Raw genomic sequence first — 21,528 nt, 5'->3', positions numbered from 1 at the left:
GTGGCCGGTCGGCGGCCGCGGAGCACGATCAGTCGTCGTGGGTCCGGTGGAACCACCAGTCGCCGTCGATCCGGGTCCACGTCTCGCCGGGCCACCTCGTGCCCGGCGCCTCGTCCGCGCCGGGCAGGTAGACGTACTCCCAGTTGTACTCGATGGTCTGCGGCCACCACTCGTCGTGGAGCGGGATCCACGTGGTCCCAGGGGGAAACGGGGCGCGGTCCGGTGCCTGGCCGGTGTCGCCGTCCTCCGGCTGCCGGTCGATCCGCTCCACGCCGACGCCCGACCGTTCGACGGCGGCGGTGAGGCCGTCGAAGTCCGCGAGGGCGAGCGCGTCGAACGGCGTCAGCTCCTCGCAGTCGTGCCGGTCGGAGAAGTCGCCACGCTCGTACGCCAGGATGCGGCAGGCCGGCGATCCTGGCTCGTAGAGGTAGCGCGTGACGCCGAGGTCGTCGACCACCGGCATCACGTCCGCCTCCAGGCGGGCCACGTCGTCGGGCCACTGGTCGGGGCCGGGCGGCCCGCCGAAGCCGGCGTCCCGCACCGCCGACCGCAGGCCTTCGCCGCCCGGGAGGGCGAGCGTGCCGAGGCCCGGCAGCGGTCCGGCCAGTGCCAGCGCGAGGTAGGCGACGGCGGCCCCCGCCGCCGTCAGGCTCACCGTGCGGAGCCGACGGCGGCGCAGCGTGCGCCGGACTCGTGCGGTGACGTCGTGCCCGTCGAACCGGACCGGGGGTGTGCCGGGCGCGCCGGCACGCAGGCGGGTGACCAGGGCGTCGTCGGACACCGTCGGGCGGAGGGGGTCCATCATGACGCTCCTTCGGAGAGCAGGGTGCGCAGGCGCGCGAGGGCGCGCGCGTTGTGCGACTTGACGGTGCCGATCGAGATGCCGAGCTCGCGGGCGGTCTGGGACTCGGTGAGGTCGAGCAGATGGCGGAGCACGACCACTCGCCGCTGGGCCAGGGGGAGCTGGGCGAGTGCCCGTACCACCTCGTTGCGCCCGTCCACGGCGGCGGAATGGTCAGGCGTGCTGCCGTCGGGCAGGTCTTCCGGGGCGGAGAGGACCTCGTGGCGGACGCCGCGCCAGCGGTCGATCCGCAGGTTCACCAGCACCTTGCGGGCGTAGGCGCGCGGATCGGTGTCCCGGGCCCGCGCCCAGGACCGGTAGGTGCGTTCGAAGGTGCCCTGCACCAGGTCCTCCGCGCGGGACAGGTCGCCGCTCAGCAGCAGCCCGACGCGCAGGAGGTACGGGCCGACGTCGTCCACGAACGCCGCGAACTGCTCGTCCTTGGTGCCCGATACCTGGACGTCGACCTGAGGGCGGGCGCCGACCTGCTCCGGCGCGCGCACCCGCTCGGCGTTCACGGCCGTCCGTCTCGCATGCTCATACTCTCCACCACGGGTGCAGGGGGTGGATGGTTGTCAGACTGTGCGGCCTTCGCGGCATGCCCTTGTGGACCATGCGCGGTGTCAGGCCTATAGTAAAAGGGCGCAAGAGGGAGAGATCCTGAGCGCCCTGCCTTCAGCCCCCGCACAGCCGGGGGCTGATGTGCGTCTACGGTTCCCAGAGCCGGTCGTGGACGGGGACGTTCTCCAGAGTGGACCAGAGATTCTTGTTCGCAGTGGCCGCTCGCTCGTCGCGATCGATCCCATCGGCCAGCCGTTGATAGAGAAAGGCCACGAGGTCCGCTGCCTGGACGAGCCGACTACCCGCCGACGACACAAATAGACTGTGTCAGCGATCCGCTGCGGCTTGCCGCGGTAACCCCAGATGCGTTCACGGCGTGCTCGGCGCAAGGCGGCTTGGGCGCTTCTCGCCGTCCGGTGCTCATCAGCGATCACCACCAAGTCTTCGCCACGCCGGTTGGCGTATCTGTTCAGTTTTTCGAGGAGATGGAGAAGCACCGTGACGTGCTCGTCGTGCTGGTCGGCGTAACGGTCGCGGAAACCCTTCCGGTCCAGACCTTCGATCCAGATGCCCTCCGCATGCTCAGATGCAACATCGAGTGCTTGTCGATAGATCGAGATGCGAGCTCGTACGACAGGCTTGAGAGGGGCCCAGTCCTGTGTCGCGCCGAAGAGGTCGTGGCCATGAAGCTCGATATCAGCGCTGATTCCCCCAAACGAATCGGCCGCCCTGGCGACAACCATGTCGAGCTGTTCAGCGAAGGCGCGCACACGAGCAGCGCGCACGACAAGCCCCACCGTTCGATAGCATCGCGCGTTCGAGGTCTCATCTATGTAAGCAAAGAGCACGCCCGAGTTTCACACGGCCCGTGCGGGAGCGCTCGCTGAGATCGTCGTCTCGCTACCGCCTGCGCGGTTTCGCCGTCCGGTTCCTCGCGCGGATAGAGTGACGCGGTCATGCGCACCCGACGTCGTTCTTCCCGCCCGGCACCCCAGGAGGTGCGGGTCGTCACCGACTCGACCGCCTGCCTGCCCGCCGGTCTGGCGGGCGGACCGGTCGTGGTGCCGCTGCGCGTCCTCGTGGGCGACGACGTGTACGCAGAGGGCGAGGACATCACACCCGAACGCCTGGCCGAGCTCGTCGGGGAGGGCAAGCAGGTGACGACGTCGCAGCCGCCGCCGGAGGCGTTCGCTGCGGCCTACCGTGCCCTCGGCGACCAGGGTGCGCGGTCGGTCGTTTCGGTGCACCTGTCGGGGGCGCTGTCCGGCACCGTCGGCTCGGCGGGGACCGCGGCTGCCCGGTCGCCCCTGCAGGTGCGCGCGGTCGACTCTCGGACCGGGGCCGCCGGCCTCGGCTTCGCGGCCCGCGCCGCCGCCGAGTGCGCCGCCGCCGGAGCCGACGCCGCCCACGTCGCCGCACGGGCCATCGAGGTCGCCGGGACCGCGAACACGGTGTTCGTGGTCGACACCCTGGAGCACCTGCGCCGCGGCGGGCGGCTGTCCGGCCCGGCCGCGGCGCTCGGCACGGTCCTGGGGGTCAAGCCGATCCTGCGGCTGTCCGACGGCGCCGTCGAGCTCAGCCAGCGGGTCCGCACCCGGGCCGCCGGCGCGGAGCGGCTGCTGGAGCTGGCCGCCGGCTTCGTCGCCGAGGCGAGGCGGCCGGCGGTGGCCGTGCACCACTTCGGCGCGCACGACCGGGCGCTCGCCCTGGCCGGCCGCCTGCACACCCGCACACGGGCGGACGTCGAGGTCACGCCGCTGAGCGCCGTCCTAGGGGTGCACGTGGGCCCCGGCACGCTCGCCGTCGTCGTCGCGGACCTGGGCGACCACGCGCACTGACGCCGCGCGGGCCGCCCAGCCGCTGCCTCAGCTCGCGAGGACCTCGCGCAGCTTCGCCGCGAACTCGACCGGCTTGTCGGCCGGCTGGCCGTACTCGCCGCCGCCGAAGCCGCCGTGGCCCCCGGGGAAGACCACCGGCTCGGCGTCGAGCAGAACCGCCGTCGCGCGGGCTGCCCGGACGGCGAGCGCCTCGCCCGAGTCCTCGCCGGCGCCGATCACGACGCGGGGTGCGCCGGCCTTCAGCGCCTCGTAGTTCGGTTCGTACGGGGGCAGCGTCACCATGTTGACGCCCATCAGCAGGTCGTCGCGGGAGCCGTCGTCCTCGGCCGGCAGGCCGAACATCGCCGGGTCGGGGTCGGGCTGGTTGGCGTAGTCCGCCGTGAGCTCACCCTGCACTATGACCAGGGCGATGAACTTGGCCATCGCCGCGTTGAAGCCCTTCGCCTGGTAGGTGTCGTGGATGTCGGTCATGGCGGCGGTCACCGCCGCACGGTCGGGCAGCACGACGGGCAGGGGCGGCTCGTGCGCGACGACGGTCCGCACGTCCTCCGGATGGGCGGCGGCGAGCTCGAGCGCCACGACGGCCCCGCCGCTGGAGCCGAAGAGGTCCACCGGACCGCCGCCGACCGCCGCGATGATCCGGTGCACGTCGTCGCCGTGGGTCGGGACCTCGGGCCGGTCGTCGCCCGACCGGGTGCTGCGCTCGACGCCGCGCGGGTCGTAGGTCACCACGGTGCGGTCGGTGAAGTGGCTCGCCAGCGTGGTGAAGCCCTCCGCGCCCATCGGCAGGCCGATCAGCACCAGCGGCGGCTCGCTGGTCGGGGTCGTGGCCTCGCGCACGTCATAGGTGAGGACGGCGCCCGGCACGTCGAGGGTGAGGGTCTTCTTGTCGGTCATGGTGATCGCTCCTGGTTTCGTTCCGCGTGGCCCGGGCCGGCGGGGGTACCGCTCGGGTCCGCACGGGGTCTGCCAGGTCCGACGACGGTCCGCGGGAGAACTCATCGGCCGCCGCGGTGCGAAATTCGTCGTTCGAAGACGCAGACCCTCGTGACGGCCCGGTGCCGTGGCGAACGCGACCACAGGGGACCTTTTTCGGGGTCTGTGCACAGGTGGGTCGCCGGGGCCCGTCAAGGGCTCGTAGCGCGCATAGCGTCCTGAGCCATGCAGCCAGAGACCGCGCCACAGCGCCGCTCCGACCCCTGGCCGTTCGGTCCGGTGAACGGGCCAGGCGGCGGGGCGGATCCATCGGTGGATCCGCCTGCCGTCTACCCGGTCGTGCACCGGGGCGCCCCGGAAGTGCGCCGGAGCGTCCCGGAAGTGCACCCGAGTGCCTCGGTAGTGCACCCGACCGCCGAACGGGCCGCCGGACCACCCGCCCGGGACGAGGCCCGCGTGGACGCCGACGAGCTGGTGGCCCGCCTGCGCGCCCGGCGGTCCGCCTCGGGCGTCGCGGCGGCCTATGCGGCCGCGCACGGCCATCCGGCCGACCCGCGCGCCGAGCAGGGCGCCCGCCGGTGGGCGCTGACCGGCACGACGGCGGTGGTGGCCGCCGTGGCCGTGCTGCTGCTCGGCGTGGGCGTCGCGGTGCTCGCGATGCGCGGCGACGGCGTGGAGCCGCTCGGCCCGGTGGCCGCGGACGAGGCGGCGGCCGGCGAGGCAGCGGCGGGTGAGGCGGCGACCGGTGAGGCGGCGGGTGAGTCCGCGAGCCCGTTCGCGGTGGGTGGCTCGGGACCCGCCGCGCCGGGTGCCACGGGATCTGCCCCGTCGGGCGCAGCCACATCGGGCACTGCCGCGCCGGGCGGCGGCCTGCTGGTGCACGTGGTGGGCCAGGTGGCCAAGCCGGGCCTGGTCACCCTGCCGGACGGCGCCCGCGTGGCCGACGCCGTCCGGGCCGCCGGCGGCGTGACCAGCAAGGCCGACCTGACCGCCGTCAACCTGGCCCGCACGGTGGTCGACGGCGAGCAGCTCTACGTGCCGGAGCCCGGGGAGGCGGTGCCCGGCGTACCGGCGGCCCCGGGCGCGACCGGGCAGGATGCTGCGGGCGGTCAGCCCGCGCCGGGCGGCGCCATCGACATCAACACCGCCGACGCGGCCGCCCTGGAGGCGCTCCCCGGCGTCGGGCCCTCGATCGCCCAGGCGATCGTCGAGTGGCGCGACACGAACGGCCCGTTCGCGAGCGTGGACGAGCTGGAGGACGTACCGGGCATCGGCCCGGCCACCCTCGAAGAGATCCGGGACAGCGCGCGGGTGGGGCCGTGACCGACCTGCGAATGGCGCCGGCGGCGCTCGCTGTCTGGGCCGTGGCCTGGGTGCTGACCGGGCCAGGGGCGGCGGCGAGCAGCTCGGCGGTCTGGGTGGCCGCTGCCGTTGTCGCCGTCGCGTGCCTCGACCTGGCGATGAGGGCGGGCCTCGTGCGACGCGTGGGTCGGCCCGCCGCCGTGCGTGCGGCATACGCCGTGGGCGCCGGGCGTCCCGCGACGTCCGCACCTGTTCCGCGTGGCGCGCCTACTCGGCCCACTTCGTGTGCCACGCCCGCCATGCGTTCCGCGTGTGTCACGCCCACCATGCGTTCCGCGTGTGCCACGCCCGCCATGCGTTCCGCGCGTACCACGCCCGCCATGCGTTCCGCGCGTACCACGGCCACCGCGCGCCCCGCGCGTACCGCACCCGCCCTGACCGCGGCGCTCGCCGCCCACGTCGCGCTCGCCACCGCCTGCGTCCTGGCCGTCGCGGTCTCCGCGCACGTCCAGCTCGCCGGCCGGGCCCCGCTCGCCGGTCTCGCCGAGCAGCGGGTCACGGCGTCGCTCACCGGCGTGGTCGTCGCCCAGCCCGAGCCGTTCTCCTTCGCTCGGGGCGCCTTCGCTCCGGGCGCCTTCGCTCCGGAGGCCGCGCAGTACCGCTGGGTGCTGGCCGCCCGCACGGTGGCCGCCCGCGGCGTCGAGTCGGCCGCGCGAGCCCACGTGCAGGTCCTGTCGAGCACCGCGCCCCGGTACGGGTCGACGGTGACGGTGTCCGGCGCGCTGCGGCCCGCTGATCCCGGTGCCGCGGAGGCCGCCCGCCTGGCCACCGACGGCGTCACCGAGATCCGCGCCCCGCCGTCGGCGCTCCGGGTGCTCGACGCCCACCGCACCGCGCTGCTGGAGGTGACCGACTCGCTGTCCCCGCAGGCGCGCGGGCTGGTACCGGGCGCGGCGATCGGCGACACCTCGCGGCTCCCGGACGACCTGGCGGAGGAGCTCAGAAGCTCGGGCCTGAGCCACGTCACGGCGGTCTCGGGCGGCCACTTCGCGGTGGTCGTCGCGGTCCTGACCCTGCTCGCCTCGCTGGCTCGCCTGCCGAGGGCGGCCCGGGTGCTGCTCGTCGCGCTCGCCTCCCTCACGTTCGTCATGCTGGTCCGGCCGGAGCCCGCCGTGCTGCGGGCGTCGGTCATGGCGGCCTTCGCGCTGACGGGGGTGGCGGTCGGTCGGCCGGCGCAGTCGGTCCCGGCGCTCGCGGCGTCGGTCATCGGGCTGCTGGTGGTCGACCCGTGGCTCGCGCGGTCCTTCGGGTTCGCGCTGTCCGCCGCGGCGACCGCGGGGCTCGTGCTGCTCGCCGCGCCGCTGGCCGCGCGGCTCGCGCCCTGGACGGGGGACACGGCGGCGTTCGCCCTGGCGGTGCCCCTGGCCGCCCAGGCGGCGTGCGGGCCGGGGCTGGTACTGCTCGACCCGTCGGTGTCCACGGTGTCCGTGCTCGCCAACCTGCTGGCAAGCCCGGCGGTGGTTCCCGCGACCGTGCTGGGGCTGGTCGCAACGGTCCTGGCGCCCTGGCTTCCGGGGGTCGCCGGGGTGGTGGCCTGGGCGGCGAGCGGCGCGACCTGGTGGATCGCCGCGGTCGCCAACTGGTCCACCGCCCTCCCGGGCGCCGCCGTCCCGTGGCCGGGCGGGCCAGCGGGCGCGCTCCTGCTGGCCGTCCTGACGGCCGTGGTGCTGTGGGCCGTGCTGCGGCGCGCCCCGCGTGCGGGCTGGCCCGAGTCGTGGCGTGCGGCGGTGCGCTCCGGTCTCCGCGAGGCGCTCGCCGCCCGACGGGGGAGGCTCACCCGGGCCCGGTTCGTCGCCCTCGCGGCGGCGGCCTCTGCGGCGGTGCTGGTCGTCGCCGTCGTCGTACCTCGCCTCGCGGTGCGGTCGGAGATACCGCAGGACTGGCTGGTGGCGGCGTGCGACGTCGGGCAGGGGGACGCGCTGGCGCTGCGGACGGGGCCGGCGTCGGCGGTGGTGGTGGACGTGGGACCGGACGGGCCGGCCGCGGGCCGCTGCCTCGACCAGCTCGGCGTCGCGCGGGTGGACCTGCTCGTGCTCAGCCACTTCCACGCTGATCACGTGGGCGGCCTCGGGCCGGTCCTCGCGGGGCGCGAGGTCTCGGGTGCGCTCGTGTCGCCGGTCCGGGAGCCGGCCGCGAACGCCGCGGCGACCGAGGCGGCGCTGGCCGCGTCCGGGGTGCCGGTCCGTGCCGCACGGGCCGGCGACCGGGGCGCGGCGGGCAGCCTCGAGTGGCGGGTGCTGCAGGCCGGCGCGGGCGAGGGGGCGAACGACTCGAGCGTCGTGCTCGCCGCCCGGACCGCCGGACTGGACGTGCTGCTGCTCGGCGACCTGGAGGACGCGGGCCAGGCGGCGCTGGTCCCTCTCGTCGGCGGCACCGACGTCGTCAAGGTCGCCCACCACGGGTCGGCCGTGCAGTCGGGCGCCCTCGCGGAACGGCTCCGCCCGGCGGTCGCGCTCGTCTCGGCGGGCCGGGGCAACGAGTACGGCCACCCGACGGACGCGGCCCTCGACCTGTACGCGGGCGTCGGCGCCGCCGTCGTCCGCACCGACGAGTGCGGCACGGTGGTGCTGGTCGTGCGCGGAGGGGAGGTGTCCCTGGGCGGCTGCTGAGCGGCGGGTCGACGGCACCCCGGCGGCGCCCCAACGGTGCCCAGGCGATGCGCCAACGGTGCCCAGGCGATGCGCCAACGGCACCCCGGCGTGTCCTGAGGCCTTCTCTTGCGCGGCGTTGTGGGCGGCGCGACACTTTGCGCAAACGTTGCGGATCCTGATCGCGGCCCGGCCGGCGGTATGCCGGAGGCTGCATCAGCACGGAGGAGGGGGCCTCGTGGTTGATCTGAGACTGGCGTCCCGGCGGCACCGCCGGACCATCGCGGCGGTCGCGGCAGCGGCCCTGCTCGTGCCGCTCGCGGCGTTCAGCGCGGCGGGGCTGGACCAGGGCACCGCTCAGCTCCAGCTCCGGCAGGAGTTCCTGGCGCGGTCGTTCGTCACCGACGTCTCGGAGGCCGACCAGGTCGTCCGGGTCGACGTCGCCGAGGAACCGGCCGCCGCGGAGGCGTGGCTCGACGAGTCGGCAACGGTCCTGGACGGCTGGACCGTCGTCGTTGCGGGCGTCGACGTGCGGACGGGGGAGCAGCGGCGGGCGCTCGACCAGAAGGCGTTCGCCGAGGACCCGCCGTCGGAGGCGCCGTGCCCCGACGTCCCGGACGGGCCGCGGTCGACGGACGGCTCGACGACGCCCGTCCTGGGCTGCGAGACCGGCGAGGACGTGCACCTGACCGCGGGCGCGGTGCCGGCGACCGAGGGCGGCCCGGCGCAGACGCTGGCGACCGCCGTCGACGAGGTGCTGGCGTCCTACCTCCCCGGCGCGGACCTGGCGCCCACGAAGGTACGGATCGCCAACGGCGAGGCGACGGTCGACGTCGCCGCGGGGTTCGAGCAGGCGCTGTCCGACGCCGGGGTCTACCCGGGGGACGTCTGGCAGGCGCTCCTGTTCACCGCGCACAGCAACGGCGACGTCGACTCGGTGCGGTTCACGCTCGACGGGGACTGCCTCGCCTTCGCCTATGCCACGGGAGGCGACATGTGCGCCTCCACCGACCTGCCGATCGAGCTGGGCTGAGGTGACGACGATGCGCGCGACGCTCCGCCGGCTCGGGTCCGTCCTCGCGGCCCTCGTGCTCGGCTCCGGCCTGTTCCTGGCCGCGGCCCCGCCCTCGGCCGCCGACGTCACCTACGTGCCGGAGACCTGGAACGGCAAGGTGGTGTACCTGTCTCAGGCGTGCCACGACCGGGGCGACACGGTGTGCCACACCAACACCGGCTGCGACGGGTTCAGCGAGAACGCGAACTCCTACCTGCTGGCGGTGTCGGCCGCCCAGGAGGGCGACGGTGACCACCTCAACCTCCTGGAGCGGGGCTACAAGGTGGTCCGCGGCAACGGGCTGACCACCGAGAACATCGCCAGCTCGAACCGTGTCGGGGCGGATCTGCACGTCCCGCTGCACTCCAACGCGATCAGCGCCCCCTGCGAGACCGGGCACCCCGCCTCGCGGTACGGCACGCACGTGATGTACGTGTCGACCGCCGGCGGGGAGTGTGCGTCGCGTCTCGCCGCGCGGGTGGGGGCCGGCAGCCCCGGGACCAACGACACCCGGCAGTACCGGTCCGACCTGGGCGAGCTCAACCAGACCAACGCCGTGGCGTGCTACCTGGAGCAGGAGTACCACGTGTGGCAGCAGGGAGTGGACTGGATGCGCAACCGCAGCGCCTGGAGCTGGCGCGTGGCCGGCGGCATCGACGAGTACCTGGGCTACCCGTGAGGCGGCCGAGGGTTCGGCCGCACGCGTCGGTCGCCGTCGCCGCCGTCGTGCTCCTGCTCGCCGCGTGCACGGCGGCCCCGGACGGCGGGAGCGGTTCGGGAGCATCGCCCGAGACCGGGGCGACGAGTACGCCGGAGGCGCGCCCGACGTCGTCGGACGCGCCGGGGAGTGCCGACCCGACCATCACCGTGACGACCGCCGGCGATGCCTGGCTGGTGCGCGGCTCGGGTTTCCGGGGCGGTAACCAGTACCTCGTGCAGTGCACCAACGGTACGGCGGCGGGCGCGAACGCCCTGGACGAGTGCGACATGTCCACCAGCGAGCAGGTGGTGGCGGACGACGACGGCCGGATCTCGGCGACCCGGCAGCCGAGGGCGTTCGTCAACGTCGGTGCGGTGTCGGAGGTCGACTGCACCGGCGACCCGTGCGTGCTGGCCGTCGCCGACCTCTCCGACCGGGTGCTCGCGGCGGCCGCCGCCCCACTCCCCGACGGCGCCGAGCCGCCGGACGCACCGACCCTCATGCTGTCCGAGCAGGAGCTCGGCGCCGCCGACGGGCGCGTCACGGTGACGGGGGAGGGTTTCGCGCCCGGCGCGACGGTGCGGATCGTGCAGTGCGCGACGGCGTCGGGCGGCGGCGTGGACGCGGACAACTGCCTGTACGACGACGGGCGGCGCGTGATCGCCGACCGCGCGGGCACCGTGGTCACGCGGCTGCCGGTGGACCGGGAGATCCAGCTCGTCGGCGGTGGCACGGCGGACTGCGCGGAGGCCGGCGCGTGCGTGGTCGCCAACGCGTGGACCGACGGCGGCCGCATCGCGTTGACCGAGCTGCGGTGGCGCTGACCGACCTGCGGTGGCGCTGACCGACCTGCACCGGAGGCAGGTGTCGTCAGCGGTGGGTGTCGGTGAGCCGTGGCAGGCTGTGTCCGTGCCTCCAGCGACCAAGCGCCGTACCGCAGCCCCTCCCTCCGGCCGTGGCTGGGACGAGCCGACGGTCGCTCCGGTCGTGCTCGTGCGCGGCGCCGAGCCGCTCCTGACCGAGCGGGCGGTCGACGGGGTGGTGCGGCTCGTGCGGGAGCGCGATCCCGAGGTCGAGAAGGTCGAGCTGGAGGGGGCCACCTACGGCGCCGGCCAGCTCATGGTCGCGGCGAGCCCGTCCCTGTTCGGCGAGGCGAAGGTCGTGGTGGTCCGCTCGACGGAGTCGGGGACGGAAGACCTGATGTCCGACCTGATCGCGTACGTCGCCGCGCCGGACGAGGAGACGACCGTCGTGGTGGTCCACGGGGGTGGGCAGCGCGGCAAGAAGATGCTCGACGCCGTCACCGCCTCGGGCGCGCCGGTCATGCTGTGCGAGCCGGTGACCAAGGACGCCGAGAAGGCGTCGTTCGTCACCGGCGAGTTCAAGGCCGCGCGCCGGCGGGCGGACGCCGAGGCGGTGCGCGCCCTCATCGACGCCGTCGGCAGCGACCTGCGCGAGCTCGCGTCAGCCTGCGCGCAGCTCATCGCCGACACGACCGGCACCATCACGGCGAGCACCGTGGACCGGTACTACGGCGGCCGCGTCGAGGCGACGGGCTTCCGGGTGGCCGACGCCGCGGTGGCCGGCGACGTCGGTGCCGCCGTGGCCCTCCTGCGGCACGCGCTGGACACGGGCCTGGACCCGGTGCCGATCGTGGCGGCCCTCGCGCTGCGCCTGCGGAACCTGGCGAAGGTCGCCTCGATGCGCGGCGGCGGGCTCTCGGCGCGGGACCTGGGCATGGCGCCTTGGCAGGTGGACCGCGCCCGTAAGGACCTGCGGAGCTGGACGCCGGAGGGGCTGGCCGCTGCGATCTCCGCCGTCGCGCAGGCCGACGCCGACGTCAAGGGCGAGGCGAGAGACACGGTGTTCGCGGTGGAGCGCGCGGTGATGACGATCGCCCGCTCCCGCCGCTCCTGATCCCGCCCCCGTGCCGCGGCTAAGTTGCCTTCTACCCAGTCATTGGGCCCAGAATCCAGTGTGTTTCTGGGCCCAATGACTGGGTAGAAGGCAACTCGGCGTACCGGGCCCGGGCAGCCGGGTGCGGGCAGCAGCGGCCGGGTACGGGAAAGACGCCGTCCGCCTCTGGGGCGAACGGCGTCTCTCGAAGTCTGCTCAGAGAGCCGCGACCTGCTTCGCGATGGCCGACTTGCGGTTCGCGGCCTGGTTCGCGTGGATGACGCCCTTGGCGACAGCCTTGTCGAGCTTGCGCGACGCGGTGGCAAGGGCGACCGTCGCGGTCTCCTTGTCGCCGGCTGCGATGGCCTCGCGCACCTTGCGCACGTGGGTCTTCAGCTCCGACTTGACGGACTTGTTGCGCAGACGAGCCTTCTCGTTCGTCTTGATGCGCTTCATCTGGGACTTGATGTTTGCCACGAGTGGACTTCCTGGTGTGTTCGCCTGTCGGCGAGCGGATAGGTCGTAGAGGGCGGTCGCAGTTCCGGGACTGGGGTGGGGACCCGTGGAGAGGAACTGGGACTGTGCCCGCCGACCTGGGCGGACACGCGACCCCCAAGGTTACCAGAGCGTCGGGCGTCCCGTGGGGCGCCGGGCTGTGAGACCCGCGACGCCGGGCGACCGGTCCCGGAGGCCCGCCGACGCGGCACTTAGACTCCCACGCATGAGTGCCAGGACGCTGAGAGGACCCTTCCAGTGGACCGTGGTGGTCCCGATCCTTGCCCTGGTGCTCCTCGTGGCCACGTGGAGCAACCACGAGCACCCGGCGGTCCTGGTGGCGATCGGCGCGGCCCTGGTCGGCGCCGTGCTCGCGGCGGTCCACCACGCGGAGGTGGTGGCGCACAAGGTCGGCGAGCCGTTCGGCTCCCTCATCCTCGCGGTCGCGGTCACCGTGATCGAGGTGGGCCTGATCCTCATGCTGATGAGCAGCGGCAGCGACGCCACCAGCACGTACGCCCGCGACACGGTCTTCTCCGCCGTGATGATCACCATCAACGGGATCGTCGGGCTGTCCCTGCTCGTGGGGGCGAGCAAGCACCACCTGGTGAGCTTCAACGCGTCGGGCACCGGGTCGGCGCTGGCCACCGTGATCACGCTGGCCTCGGTCACCCTGGTCCTGCCCCGCTTCACGACGTCGGCCGACGGCGGCGCCTACACGGCCTTCCAGCTCGGCTTCGCCGCCGTCGCGTCGCTGCTGCTGTACGGGGCATTCGTGTTCACGCAGACGGTGCGGCACCGCGACTTCTTCCTGCCGGTCTCGAGCGACGAGTACGGCCGGATCACGGGGCTGCTCGACGAGGACGGCGACGACCACGCGGACCCGCCGCCCACCAGGGAGGCATGGTTCAGCGTCGGGCTGCTGCTCGCCGCGCTCGTCTCGGTGGTCCTGCTGGCCAAGCTGCTCTCCCCGACCATCGAGCACGCGGTGGACGCGGCGGGCCTGCCCTACGGCGTCGTCGGCGTGGTGATCGCGTTCATGGTGCTCGCGCCCGAGTCGATCGCCGCGGTGCGCAATGCCCTGCGCGACCGGGTGCAGATCAGCCTCAACCTCGCCTACGGCTCCGCGATGGCGTCGATCGGCCTGACCATCCCGACCATCGCCGTCGCGATGATCTGGATCGAGGGGCCGCTCACGCTCGGCCTCGACCCCACCCAGATGGTGCTGCTCGCGGTCTCGGTGGTGGTGGCGATGCTGAGCATCACGCCGGGCCGCGCCAACACCCTGCAGGGCGTGGTGCACCTGGTGCTGCTCGCGGCGTTCCTCGTGGTGTCGGTCCAGCCGTAGGGTCAGAGCGCCGCCACGACCTCGTCGAAGACCGCCTTGTCCAGGACGGCGCCCTCGCGGCGGACGGCATCGGGGTGGATGCGGATCACCCGGTTGAGACGCACCTCGGAGGGGCGGCCGGAACCGTCCCAGGCGCCCGTGCCGATGTCCATCCAGACGCGGCCTGCCCGTGCCTCCTGCTCGGCGTCGCGGTCGTGGTCCTGGCTGGTGAGCTGCAGCGCGAGGAGCCAGGTGCCGTCGGTGCCCACGATCAGCACGGGCCGGTCCTTGCCCTGGCTGTGATCTTCCTCATAGGGCACCCACGACCAGACGACCTCGCCCGGGTCCGGGTCGCCGTCCAGCTCAGGGCGGTAGACGGCCGTGACCCGCCCCACGAAGTCGCCGGGGTAGCCGTCGGTCTCGGGCAGGGCGCGACCGGACGCGCGCGGCGGGCGCGGCACGCGCGTCGGCGCGCCGTCCTCCGGGCGGTCGTCGTGACGTCGGGCATCCGGACGCCGGTCGCCCTGACGCTGGTCGTCCTGGTCGAAGGCCGAGCGCGCGACGGCCTCGACGACGTCGCCGAGCAGCCTGATCCACGGGTTCTGGTTCACGCAGGGCAGGGTAGCCCGGCGCCGGCCCCCGAGCAGGGCGGGCCGGCGCCGGGCGGCGTCGTCGTGACGGCGGCGGAGCCGGGCTCAGGTCAGGTCGAGCGCCCGGTCCATGTACTTCACCACGTCGTTGAAGACGTCCTCGGCGAGAACATCGCCCTCGCGGCGCACGTCGTCCGGGTCGATGCGGATGACGCGGTTGATCCGGACCTCCGAGGCGCGGCCCGAGCCGTCCCACGCGCCGGTGCCGACGTCCATCCAGATGCGGCCGGCGCGCGCCTCCTGGAGCGCGTCGCGGTCGTGGTCCTGGCTGGTGAGCTGGAGGCCGAGCAGCCAGGGGCCGTCCCGGCCCACCAGCAGCACTGGCCGGTCCTTGCCCCGGCTGTGGTCCTCCTCGTACGGCACCCAGGTCCAGACCACCTCGCCCGGGTCCGGGTCACCGTCCAGGTCGGGGTGGTAGATCGGGTGGACTTCACCCTCGAAGTCGCCGGGGTAGCTGTTGTCTGATGCGAAGGTCACGCCGGAACCGTACCGGAACGGGTGAAGCGCGCATCCAGGACCTAACCGGCGCCCAGGCCCGGCACAGGATCAGCCGGCGCACCGCCGCGCGAACTCGGCCAGCTCCGGCGCCATCGACTCCGGCTCCCAGCTGTGCATGGCGCCCGGCACCTCCTTCTCGACTCCCTTGGGCACCGCCGCCACGATGCTCGCGGCGGCCACCGGCATCTCCGGGAAGGTCTCCGTCCCGTACATCGCCAGCACCGGGACCTGCACGTCGAGGGTCCCGTCCTCCAGCGCGCGCTGTGCCCACGCGAGCGACTGCGCGTCGGCGCGGTAGGCGGCCACGGTGCGCGCGATGACCGGCCAGTCGGGGGACGCCTCCAGCCCCGCGAGCCACTCGGGCGGCATGTCCTTCATGTAGTGCCGCATCGCGTTCTCGAGGTCGCCCGCGTCGACCAGGCGCTCGATCTCGTCGGCCCACGCCTGCGTCGTCGCGGCGGGGTCGCCCAGCGGCGCCTCCCAGAGGGCCAGGCCCGTGACCGGCAGGCCGGCGTCGGCCGCCTTGAGGCTGATCGAGCAGCCGGACGAGTGGCCGACCAGCACGGCCGACCCGCCCGCCAGCTCGATCATCGCGGCCACGGCTGCGAGCTCGCGGTCCAGGTCCAGGCGGCCCTCGGCCGGGCTCTCCCCGCGGCCGAGCCGGTCGAAGGTGACGGTGGTCAGCCCGCCGTCGGCGGCGCGCCGGGCGGTCTCGGCGGTGACCGGGTCGTCGGCGCGGTCCGGGCCAGCGCCCGTCACGAAGACGAGGGCGGGGCCCGTGCCGCCCCGCAGGTCGTAGGCGACGCGGTCGCCCCGGCTGGTGGTCGTGTAGTCAGTCATGGCCGTCCGACGACGGGGCGGCGCACAACTCATCGGTGCACGCGTCATCGATACACGCGCGCCGCCGGCCACGCGGAGCCAGCCGCGTGCTGCCCACGCGGGGCCGGCGGAAAAGCCCTGGCCCGCCCGCCGGACCGGATGCCACGGTGGCCCCCATGCGCCTGCACGACGACGAGGTCGTCTCCACACCCGACCTGGTCCACCGGCTGGTCGCGGACCAGTTCCCGCGCTGGGCGCACCTGCCCGTGACGCCGGGGCCGGCGGGCGGCACCGACCACCACCTGTTCCGGCTCGGCGACGAGCTGCTGGTCCGCATGCCCAAGATCGCCTGGGCCCAGGACCACGCGGTCGCCGACGCGCGGTGGCTCCCGCGCCTCGCCGCCCATCTGCCGGCCGAGCTTCCCGTGCCGGAGGCCGTCGGCGAGCCGGCCGACGGCTTCCCGTTCCGCTGGTCGGTGGTGCCCTGGCTGGAGGGCGCGCCACCGGCCCCGGGCGACCTCGGACCGGCCGGCGCCCGCGACCTGGGCGAGTTCGTCGCCGCCCTGCGCGGCGTGCCCACCGACGGCGGACCCGTCAAGGACGGCACGTCACGCGGCGTCCCGCTGGCCCGGCTGGACGACGACGTCCGCCGCGCCATCAGCGCCTCCGGCACCCGCATCGACGGGCGCGCCACGACGGCGGCGTGGGACCGGGCCCTTGCCGCGCGGCCGGCGCCCGGACCCCACGAGGGGTCCTCCGGTACGACGCCCGGACCCCGGGCGTCCGGCTCCTGGATCCACGGCGACCTGCTGCCCGGCAACCTCCTGGTGCGCGACGGCCGGCTGACCGGCGTCATCGACTGGGGCGCCATGGGGGTCGGCGACCCGGCCGCCGACCTGATCCCCGCCTGGGGCGCCGGGTTCACGGCCGCGGAGCGCGCGGACTTCCGGGCCGCCGCGACCGACGGGCTCGCCGACCCCGACGACGCGTGGGAGCGCGGCCGGGGCTGGATGCTGGTCCAGGCCGTTATCGCCCTGCCCTACTACTGGGACCGCTGGCCGGAGTTCGCGCGGGCTGGCCAGGCGCGGATCGCCGCGGTCCTCGCGGGCTGACGGCACGCGCGAATCGACGGCACGGGCGGACTGCCCGCGCGATCGAGGCCGACGCCGCCCCCAAGGACGGGCCCCGTCTGCCAGACCTCGCCTGCCTGGACAGCGGCCGCGGCCGGGCGGCCGGACAGCGGCTACGGCACGATCGCCTGCGCCAGCGCCGCCTCCAGGTCCCCGCGGTCGCCCTCGACGGTCACGCCCGCCTCGGTCGGCGTGAGACGCCGCCACAGCATCAGCGCGAGCCCCTCGGTCGCCCCGCTGACGACGACGTCGGGCGCCACCTCCTCCGTGCGCTCGCCCGGTGCCCCGAGCACCCAGGTGCGCCCGCCGTCGACGTCGGCCGCGACGAGGGCCACCGGATGGCGCAGCGGCGCCATGCGGCCCAGGCCCACCTGGCGGGGCTGGAGCACGGTGACGATCTCGTCGACGTTGTCGGCCCACACCTCCGGCTCGGCGTCGACCAGGCCCGTCGAGCCCGCCCCCGCGCGGGCGGCCAGCAGGTCGTGGAGGTGCACGAGCGTCTCGTGCGTCTGCCTGCGGTACCAGAACCGCACCGGGCCGGGGCCCAGGGGCTCGGGATGGGTCAGCACCCTGGCGGTGGCGTCGGGGTCGAGGCCGGCCAGCGCCGTGCGCAGGGCCGCCGCCTGGGCCGCATAGTGCGGCGCCAGGTCGAACGGCCCGTCGCCGAGCGCCTCGGCCTCGACCCCGCGGGCGTTGCCGGCCGCCCAGTGGTGGATGTCGGCGAGGTGCTCCACCAGCTCCCGCACGGTCCAGTCACCGCAGGCGGGGACCCGCGCGTCGCCGTCGGCACCGGGTACGGCGGTGAGGAAGTCGCCCTGGAACCGGGCCAGCAGCGACAGGTGGTCGAGGCTCATGTGCGGAAAGGTACCGCGAGCCACCGACATCCCGGAGCGGGCGCGGAGCCCGGGCGGCCCCGCCACGCCGCGGACCGCGGAGCCCGCCGGCGCCGCGGCCCCGCCACGGCGGAGGTCAGCCCCCGAGCACCGCGTCGATCTCGCGCAGGAAGTGGGGCAGGTCGCCGGGCGTGCGGGACGTGACCAGCGGGAACCCCGCGCCCGCGTCCCGCACGACGGGCTCGTCCACCCAGGTGCCGCCCGCGTTGCGTACGTCGGTGGCCAGCGACGGGTAGCTGGTGAGCCGTGCGCCCGACACGCGCCCGGCCTCGACCAGCGCCCACGGGCCGTGGCAGATCGCCGCCACCGGCCGGCCGGTGGCGGCGAACGCGTCGACGGCGTCGACGGCCTCGGGCCGCAGGCGCAGGGCGTCGGCGTTCAGCGTGCCGCCGGGCACGAGCAGCAGGTCGAAGCCGGCCGTGTCCACCTCGGCGATCACGGTGTCCGGAACCACCGTCTCGCCGCGCTTCTCGTCGCCCACCAGGGTCTGGACGTCGCCCGGCTGCGCGGCCGCCACGGTCACGACGGCGCCGTGGTCACGCAGGTGCCGCACGGGTACCAGGAGCTCGTCCTGCTCGACGCCGTAGTTGGTCACGATTGCCAGCACTTGCTTGTTGGTCAGGTGCGGCATGGTTGTCCTCCGTCGATCGGGGTCGCTGCCCTCCGACCGTAGGCATGGCCGCGCCTCGCTCGCACGGGACGTGGGAGAATGGTGGCTGGCCCCGCCTATCCTGACCACCACCCTGACGACGGAGCGAGAACGCTTTGCCCATCCCCGGTCCTACGCTCGCGGCGCGCATCCAGCCGAACGCCACCGCGCCCGACCTGATCCGCAACTTCTGCATCATCGCGCACATCGACCACGGCAAGTCCACGCTTGCCGACCGCATGCTCCAGCTCACGGGCGTGGTCGAGGCGCGCGCCATGCGCGCGCAGTACCTGGACCGGATGGACATCGAGCGCGAGCGCGGCATCACCATCAAGTCGCAGGCGGTGCGCATGCCGTGGGAGCTCGACGGCGTGCCGCACGCCCTGAACATGATCGACACCCCGGGCCACGTGGACTTCACCTACGAGGTGTCCCGGTCGCTGGCCGCGTGCGAGGGCGCCGTGCTGCTGGTCGACGCCGCGCAGGGCATCGAGGCGCAGACCCTGGCCAACCTGTACCTGGCCATGGAGAACGACCTGGAGATCATCCCGGTCCTGAACAAGATCGACCTGCCCGCGGCCCAGCCGGAGAAGTACGCGGAGGAGCTCGCGAACCTCGTGGGCGGCGACCCGGAGGACGTGCTCAAGGTCAGCGGCAAGACGGGCGTGGGCGTCGACGCCCTGCTGGACAAGATCGTCCGGAGCGTCCCGGCCCCGGTCGGCGACGCCGACGCCCCCGCGCGCGCCATGATCTTCGACTCGGTCTACGACACCTACCGCGGCGTGGTCACCTACGTGCGCGTCGTGGACGGCAACCTCAACCCGCGCGAGCGCATCACGATGATGTCCACGCGCGCGAGCCACGAGCTGCTCGAGATCGGCGTCATCTCCCCGGAGCCCAACCCCACCAAGGGGCTCGGCGTCGGCGAGGTGGGCTACCTGATCACCGGCGTGAAGGACGTGCGCCAGTCCAAGGTCGGCGACACCGTCACCAACCAGGCCAAGCCGGCCACCGAGGCGCTCGGCGGCTACAGCGACCCCAAGCCCATGGTGTTCTCCGGCCTGTACCCGGTGGACGGCTCGGACTACCCCGACCTGCGCGACGCGCTGGACAAGCTCAAGCTCAACGACGCCGCGCTGAACTACGAGCCGGAGACGTCCGTGGCGCTCGGCTTCGGGTTCCGCGTCGGGTTCCTCGGCCTGCTGCATCTGGAGATCGTGCGCGAGCGCCTGGAGCGCGAGTTCAACCTCGACCTCATCTCGACCGCGCCGAACGTGATCTACGACGTGACGCTGGAGGACGGCACGGCGGTGCGGGTCACCAACCCGAGTGAGTTCCCCGGCGGCAAGATCAAGGAGGTCCGGGAGCCGGTCGTCAAGGCGACCATCCTCATGCCCAGCGAGTTCGTGGGCACGGTCATGGGCCTGTGCAACGAGCGCCGGGGCGTGCAGCTCGGCATGGACTACCTGTCCGAGGACCGCGTGGAGCTGCGTTACACGCTGCCGCTGGCCGAGATCGTGTTCGACTTCTTCGACCAGCTCAAGTCCCGCACCCGCGGGTACGCCTCGCTCGACTACGAGCCGTCCGGCGACCAGACCGCCGACCTGGTCAAGGTCGACATCCTGTTGCAGGGCGAGCAGGTGGACGCGTTCAGCGCCATCGTGCACCGCGAGAAGGCCTACGACTACGGCGTGCTGATGACCGGCAAGCTCAAGGAGATCATCCCGAGGCAGCAGTTCGAGGTGCCGATCCAGGCCGCCATCGGCGCCCGGGTGATCGCCCGCGAGACCATCCGCGCCATGCGCAAGGACGTGCTCGCCAAGTGCTACGGCGGTGACATCAGCCGGAAGCGCAAGCTGCTGGAGAAGCAGAAGGAGGGCAAGAAGCGCATGAAGAACATCGGCTCCGTCGAGGTGCCGAAGGACGCGTTCATCGCTGCGCTGTCCTCCGACGCCGCGGCCCCCAAGGACAAGAAGAAGTAGCTTGCCCGCACTTCCCCCCGGCATCCCCGTGCCCGACGACGGGGCGCTGCCCGCCGCGGTGCGCCCGCCCGCCCCCGTGCGGGACAGCACCCAGGCCGGCCAGCGGCCGTTCGGCGTGTACGTGCACGTCCCGTTCTGCAGCGTGCGCTGCGGCTACTGCGACTTCAACACCTACACCGCCGCCGAGCTGGGCGGCGGCGCCAACCAGGCCGCCTACGCCACCACAGCCCTGCGCGAGGTGACGCTCGCGCAGCGCGTCCTGTCCGACGCCGGCCGCTCGCCCGCCGCGGTCTCGACCGTCTTCTTCGGCGGCGGCACGCCGACGATGCTGCCCGCCGACGACCTCGCCCGCGTGCTCGCCGGCGTCAGGGACACCTGGGGCCTGGCCGACGGCGCAGAGGTCACCACCGAGGCCAACCCCGACTCCGTCACGCCCGAGTCCCTGCGCCTCCTGGCCGACGCCGGGTTCACGCGCGTCTCGTTCGGTATGCAGTCCGCCGTGCCGCGCGTGCTGGCCACACTGGAGCGCACGCACGACCCGCTGCGCATCCCCGACGTCGTGCGGTGGGCGCGGGACGCCGGGCTGGACGTGTCCCTCGACCTCATCTACGGCACCCCCGGCGAGTCCCTCGACGACTGGCGCACGAGCGTCGAGGCGGCGCTGGCCACCGGCGTCGACCACGTGTCCGCGTACGCGCTCGTGGTGGAGCCGGGCACCAAGATGGCCGCACAGGTCCGCCGCGGCGAGCTCGCGCCGCCGTCCGAGGACGACCAGGCCGCGAAGTACGAGCTGGCCGACGACCTCCTCACGGCAGCAGGGCTGCGTTGGTACGAGGTGTCGAACTGGTCCCGTGCCGGGCACGAGTGCCGGCACAACGTCGGGTACTGGCGCGGCGACGACTGGTGGGGCGTCGGACCCGGCGCGCACAGCTACCTCTCGGCCGCCGAGGACACCGCGCAGGACGTGGCGGGCGTCCGGTGGTGGAACGTGAAGCATCCCCGCGCCTACGCCACGCGGCTGGAGGCCGGGCACAGCCCCGGCGCGGGGCGCGAGCTGCTTACCCGCGAGGAGGCGCACCTGGAGCGCGTCATGCTCGGCGTGCGGCTGCGCGACGGCCTCGACCTCGGCGTGCTGACGGCGGAGGGCCGCACCGCGGTGGCCGGTCTGGTGGCCGGCGGGCTGCTCGACGGCCGGGCCGCCGTCGGCGTCGGCGGGGCGGGCGGGCGTGCGGTGCTGACGCGCCGCGGACGCCTCCTGGCCGACGCCGTGGTGCGGGACCTGACCGCCTGAATCGGTACCGGGTATTTC

At 74.1% G+C, this 21,528-nt stretch carries 21 protein-coding genes; 12 read left to right on the top strand and 9 right to left on the bottom strand.

Annotation, left to right across the window (positions count from 1 at the left end):
- Positions 1 to 28: 28 nt before the first annotated feature.
- Positions 29 to 805 carry a hypothetical protein gene (locus AC0QU1_RS19765; RefSeq protein WP_483571758.1) on the bottom strand — a complete coding sequence of 259 codons (777 nt, stop codon included), beginning with the start codon at positions 803 to 805 and terminating at the stop codon, positions 29 to 31.
- On the bottom strand, positions 802 to 1,359 hold the full coding sequence (locus tag AC0QU1_RS19760; RefSeq protein WP_483571756.1) for a SigE family RNA polymerase sigma factor: 558 nt from the start codon (positions 1,357 to 1,359) through the stop codon (positions 802 to 804). Before AC0QU1_RS19760 ends, AC0QU1_RS19765 begins: the two co-directional genes overlap by 4 nt.
- A 459-nt stretch (positions 1,360 to 1,818) precedes the next feature.
- On the opposite strand from AC0QU1_RS19760, the gene AC0QU1_RS19755 reads away from it, so the two are divergent.
- A complete protein-coding gene (locus AC0QU1_RS19755) occupies positions 1,819 to 2,289 on the top strand; it encodes a hypothetical protein (protein WP_483571755.1) in 471 nt (156 codons plus the stop codon).
- A 69-nt stretch (positions 2,290 to 2,358) separates the two neighbouring features.
- Entirely contained in the window at positions 2,359 to 3,240 is an 882-nt protein-coding gene (locus AC0QU1_RS19750; RefSeq protein WP_483571754.1) for a DegV family protein, read from the top strand.
- Between the two features lie 27 nt (positions 3,241 to 3,267).
- Here the strand turns inward: AC0QU1_RS19750 and AC0QU1_RS19745 are convergent, their stop codons facing one another.
- Complete coding sequence (locus AC0QU1_RS19745; RefSeq protein ID WP_483571753.1) at positions 3,268 to 4,137, bottom strand: alpha/beta fold hydrolase; 870 nt, start codon at positions 4,135 to 4,137, stop codon at positions 3,268 to 3,270.
- Between the two features lie 420 nt (positions 4,138 to 4,557).
- Between AC0QU1_RS19745 and AC0QU1_RS19740 the strand changes: the two genes are divergently transcribed.
- From AC0QU1_RS19740 to holA, 6 genes are all read left to right on the top strand, one after another.
- A complete protein-coding gene (locus AC0QU1_RS19740; RefSeq protein ID WP_483616282.1) occupies positions 4,558 to 5,499 on the top strand; it encodes a ComEA family DNA-binding protein in 942 nt (313 codons plus the stop codon).
- Between the two features lie 359 nt (positions 5,500 to 5,858).
- Positions 5,859 to 8,147, top strand: a complete 2,289-nt coding sequence (locus AC0QU1_RS19735; RefSeq protein ID WP_483571750.1) for a ComEC/Rec2 family competence protein — start codon at positions 5,859 to 5,861, stop codon at positions 8,145 to 8,147.
- 217 nt (positions 8,148 to 8,364) lie between these two features.
- Complete coding sequence (locus tag AC0QU1_RS19730; protein ID WP_483571748.1) at positions 8,365 to 9,159, top strand: hypothetical protein; 795 nt, start codon at positions 8,365 to 8,367, stop codon at positions 9,157 to 9,159.
- A 10-nt stretch (positions 9,160 to 9,169) separates the two neighbouring features.
- Positions 9,170 to 9,859: an N-acetylmuramoyl-L-alanine amidase gene (locus AC0QU1_RS19725; protein ID WP_483571747.1), complete on the top strand. Its 690-nt coding sequence runs from the start codon at positions 9,170 to 9,172 to the stop codon at positions 9,857 to 9,859.
- A complete protein-coding gene (locus tag AC0QU1_RS19720; protein WP_483571745.1) occupies positions 9,856 to 10,704 on the top strand; it encodes a neocarzinostatin apoprotein domain-containing protein in 849 nt (282 codons plus the stop codon). The genes AC0QU1_RS19725 and AC0QU1_RS19720 overlap by 4 nt, the downstream gene beginning before the upstream one ends.
- Positions 10,705 to 10,789: 85 nt before the next feature.
- Positions 10,790 to 11,797, top strand: a complete 1,008-nt coding sequence (holA, locus tag AC0QU1_RS19715; RefSeq protein ID WP_483571743.1) for a DNA polymerase III subunit delta — start codon at positions 10,790 to 10,792, stop codon at positions 11,795 to 11,797.
- Positions 11,798 to 11,992: 195 nt separating this feature from the next.
- Here holA and rpsT read toward each other — a convergent pair whose 3' ends face one another.
- Positions 11,993 to 12,253, bottom strand: a complete 261-nt coding sequence (gene rpsT / locus AC0QU1_RS19710) for a 30S ribosomal protein S20 (RefSeq protein ID WP_483571741.1) — start codon at positions 12,251 to 12,253, stop codon at positions 11,993 to 11,995.
- Positions 12,254 to 12,497: 244 nt separating this feature from the next.
- Between rpsT and AC0QU1_RS19705 the strand changes: the two genes are divergently transcribed.
- Positions 12,498 to 13,619, top strand: coding sequence for a calcium:cation antiporter (locus AC0QU1_RS19705; protein ID WP_483571740.1), 1,122 nt, complete (start codon positions 12,498 to 12,500; stop codon positions 13,617 to 13,619).
- A gap of 2 nt (positions 13,620 to 13,621) precedes the next feature.
- Here the strand turns inward: AC0QU1_RS19705 and AC0QU1_RS19700 are convergent, their stop codons facing one another.
- The 3 genes from AC0QU1_RS19700 to AC0QU1_RS19690 form a co-directional block, all read right to left on the bottom strand.
- Positions 13,622 to 14,209 carry a type II toxin-antitoxin system PemK/MazF family toxin gene (locus AC0QU1_RS19700; RefSeq protein WP_483571739.1) on the bottom strand — a complete coding sequence of 196 codons (588 nt, stop codon included), beginning with the start codon at positions 14,207 to 14,209 and terminating at the stop codon, positions 13,622 to 13,624.
- 84 nt (positions 14,210 to 14,293) lie between these two features.
- Positions 14,294 to 14,725 carry a type II toxin-antitoxin system PemK/MazF family toxin gene (locus tag AC0QU1_RS19695; RefSeq protein WP_483571738.1) on the bottom strand — a complete coding sequence of 144 codons (432 nt, stop codon included), beginning with the start codon at positions 14,723 to 14,725 and terminating at the stop codon, positions 14,294 to 14,296.
- 69 nt (positions 14,726 to 14,794) lie between these two features.
- Complete coding sequence (locus tag AC0QU1_RS19690) at positions 14,795 to 15,586, bottom strand: alpha/beta fold hydrolase (RefSeq protein WP_483571737.1); 792 nt, start codon at positions 15,584 to 15,586, stop codon at positions 14,795 to 14,797.
- 155 nt (positions 15,587 to 15,741) lie between these two features.
- Here AC0QU1_RS19690 and AC0QU1_RS19685 point away from each other — a divergent pair, with 155 nt between their 5' ends.
- Positions 15,742 to 16,677 (top strand): aminoglycoside phosphotransferase family protein, encoded by a 936-nt coding sequence (locus AC0QU1_RS19685; protein ID WP_483571735.1) that lies wholly within the window; start codon positions 15,742 to 15,744, stop codon positions 16,675 to 16,677.
- Between the two features lie 131 nt (positions 16,678 to 16,808).
- Here the strand turns inward: AC0QU1_RS19685 and AC0QU1_RS19680 are convergent, their stop codons facing one another.
- The gene (locus tag AC0QU1_RS19680; RefSeq protein ID WP_483571733.1) at positions 16,809 to 17,549 is read right to left on the bottom strand and encodes a maleylpyruvate isomerase N-terminal domain-containing protein; all 741 of its coding nucleotides are present in this window, start codon (positions 17,547 to 17,549) and stop codon (positions 16,809 to 16,811) included.
- 115 nt (positions 17,550 to 17,664) lie between these two features.
- Complete coding sequence (locus AC0QU1_RS19675; protein ID WP_483571731.1) at positions 17,665 to 18,219, bottom strand: DJ-1/PfpI/YhbO family deglycase/protease; 555 nt, start codon at positions 18,217 to 18,219, stop codon at positions 17,665 to 17,667.
- Positions 18,220 to 18,353: 134 nt separating this feature from the next.
- Here AC0QU1_RS19675 and lepA point away from each other — a divergent pair, with 134 nt between their 5' ends.
- Together lepA and hemW are read left to right on the top strand one after the other, a co-directional pair.
- On the top strand, positions 18,354 to 20,219 hold the full coding sequence (lepA, locus tag AC0QU1_RS19670; RefSeq protein ID WP_483571729.1) for a translation elongation factor 4: 1,866 nt from the start codon (positions 18,354 to 18,356) through the stop codon (positions 20,217 to 20,219).
- A gap of 1 nt (position 20,220) precedes the next feature.
- Complete coding sequence (gene hemW / locus AC0QU1_RS19665; RefSeq protein WP_483571727.1) at positions 20,221 to 21,510, top strand: radical SAM family heme chaperone HemW; 1,290 nt, start codon at positions 20,221 to 20,223, stop codon at positions 21,508 to 21,510.
- Positions 21,511 to 21,528: the final 18 nt, after the last annotated feature.

The sequence above is a fragment of the Promicromonospora noduliphila genome, from assembly GCF_056951025.1.
This window is presented reverse-complemented; position numbering and strand designations above follow the sequence as displayed.

Bases quoted from the DNA above. Each gene is read 5' to 3' on its own strand.
- AC0QU1_RS19675 (WP_483571731.1), bottom strand. From the start codon at position 18,219: ATGCCGCACCTGACCAACAAGCAAGTGCTGGCAATCGTGACCAACTAC.
- AC0QU1_RS19765 (WP_483571758.1), bottom strand. From the start codon at position 805: ATGATGGACCCCCTCCGCCCGACGGTGTCCGACGACGCCCTGGTCACC.
- AC0QU1_RS19745 (WP_483571753.1), bottom strand. From the start codon at position 4,137: ATGACCGACAAGAAGACCCTCACCCTCGACGTGCCGGGCGCCGTCCTC.
- AC0QU1_RS19725 (WP_483571747.1), top strand. From the start codon at position 9,170: ATGCGCGCGACGCTCCGCCGGCTCGGGTCCGTCCTCGCGGCCCTCGTG.
- AC0QU1_RS19690 (WP_483571737.1), bottom strand. From the start codon at position 15,586: ATGACTGACTACACGACCACCAGCCGGGGCGACCGCGTCGCCTACGAC.
- AC0QU1_RS19735 (WP_483571750.1), top strand. From the start codon at position 5,859: ATGCGTTCCGCGCGTACCACGGCCACCGCGCGCCCCGCGCGTACCGCA.
- AC0QU1_RS19685 (WP_483571735.1), top strand. From the start codon at position 15,742: ATGCGCCTGCACGACGACGAGGTCGTCTCCACACCCGACCTGGTCCAC.
- AC0QU1_RS19680 (WP_483571733.1), bottom strand. From the start codon at position 17,549: ATGAGCCTCGACCACCTGTCGCTGCTGGCCCGGTTCCAGGGCGACTTC.
- AC0QU1_RS19750 (WP_483571754.1), top strand. From the start codon at position 2,359: ATGCGCACCCGACGTCGTTCTTCCCGCCCGGCACCCCAGGAGGTGCGG.
- AC0QU1_RS19705 (WP_483571740.1), top strand. From the start codon at position 12,498: ATGAGTGCCAGGACGCTGAGAGGACCCTTCCAGTGGACCGTGGTGGTC.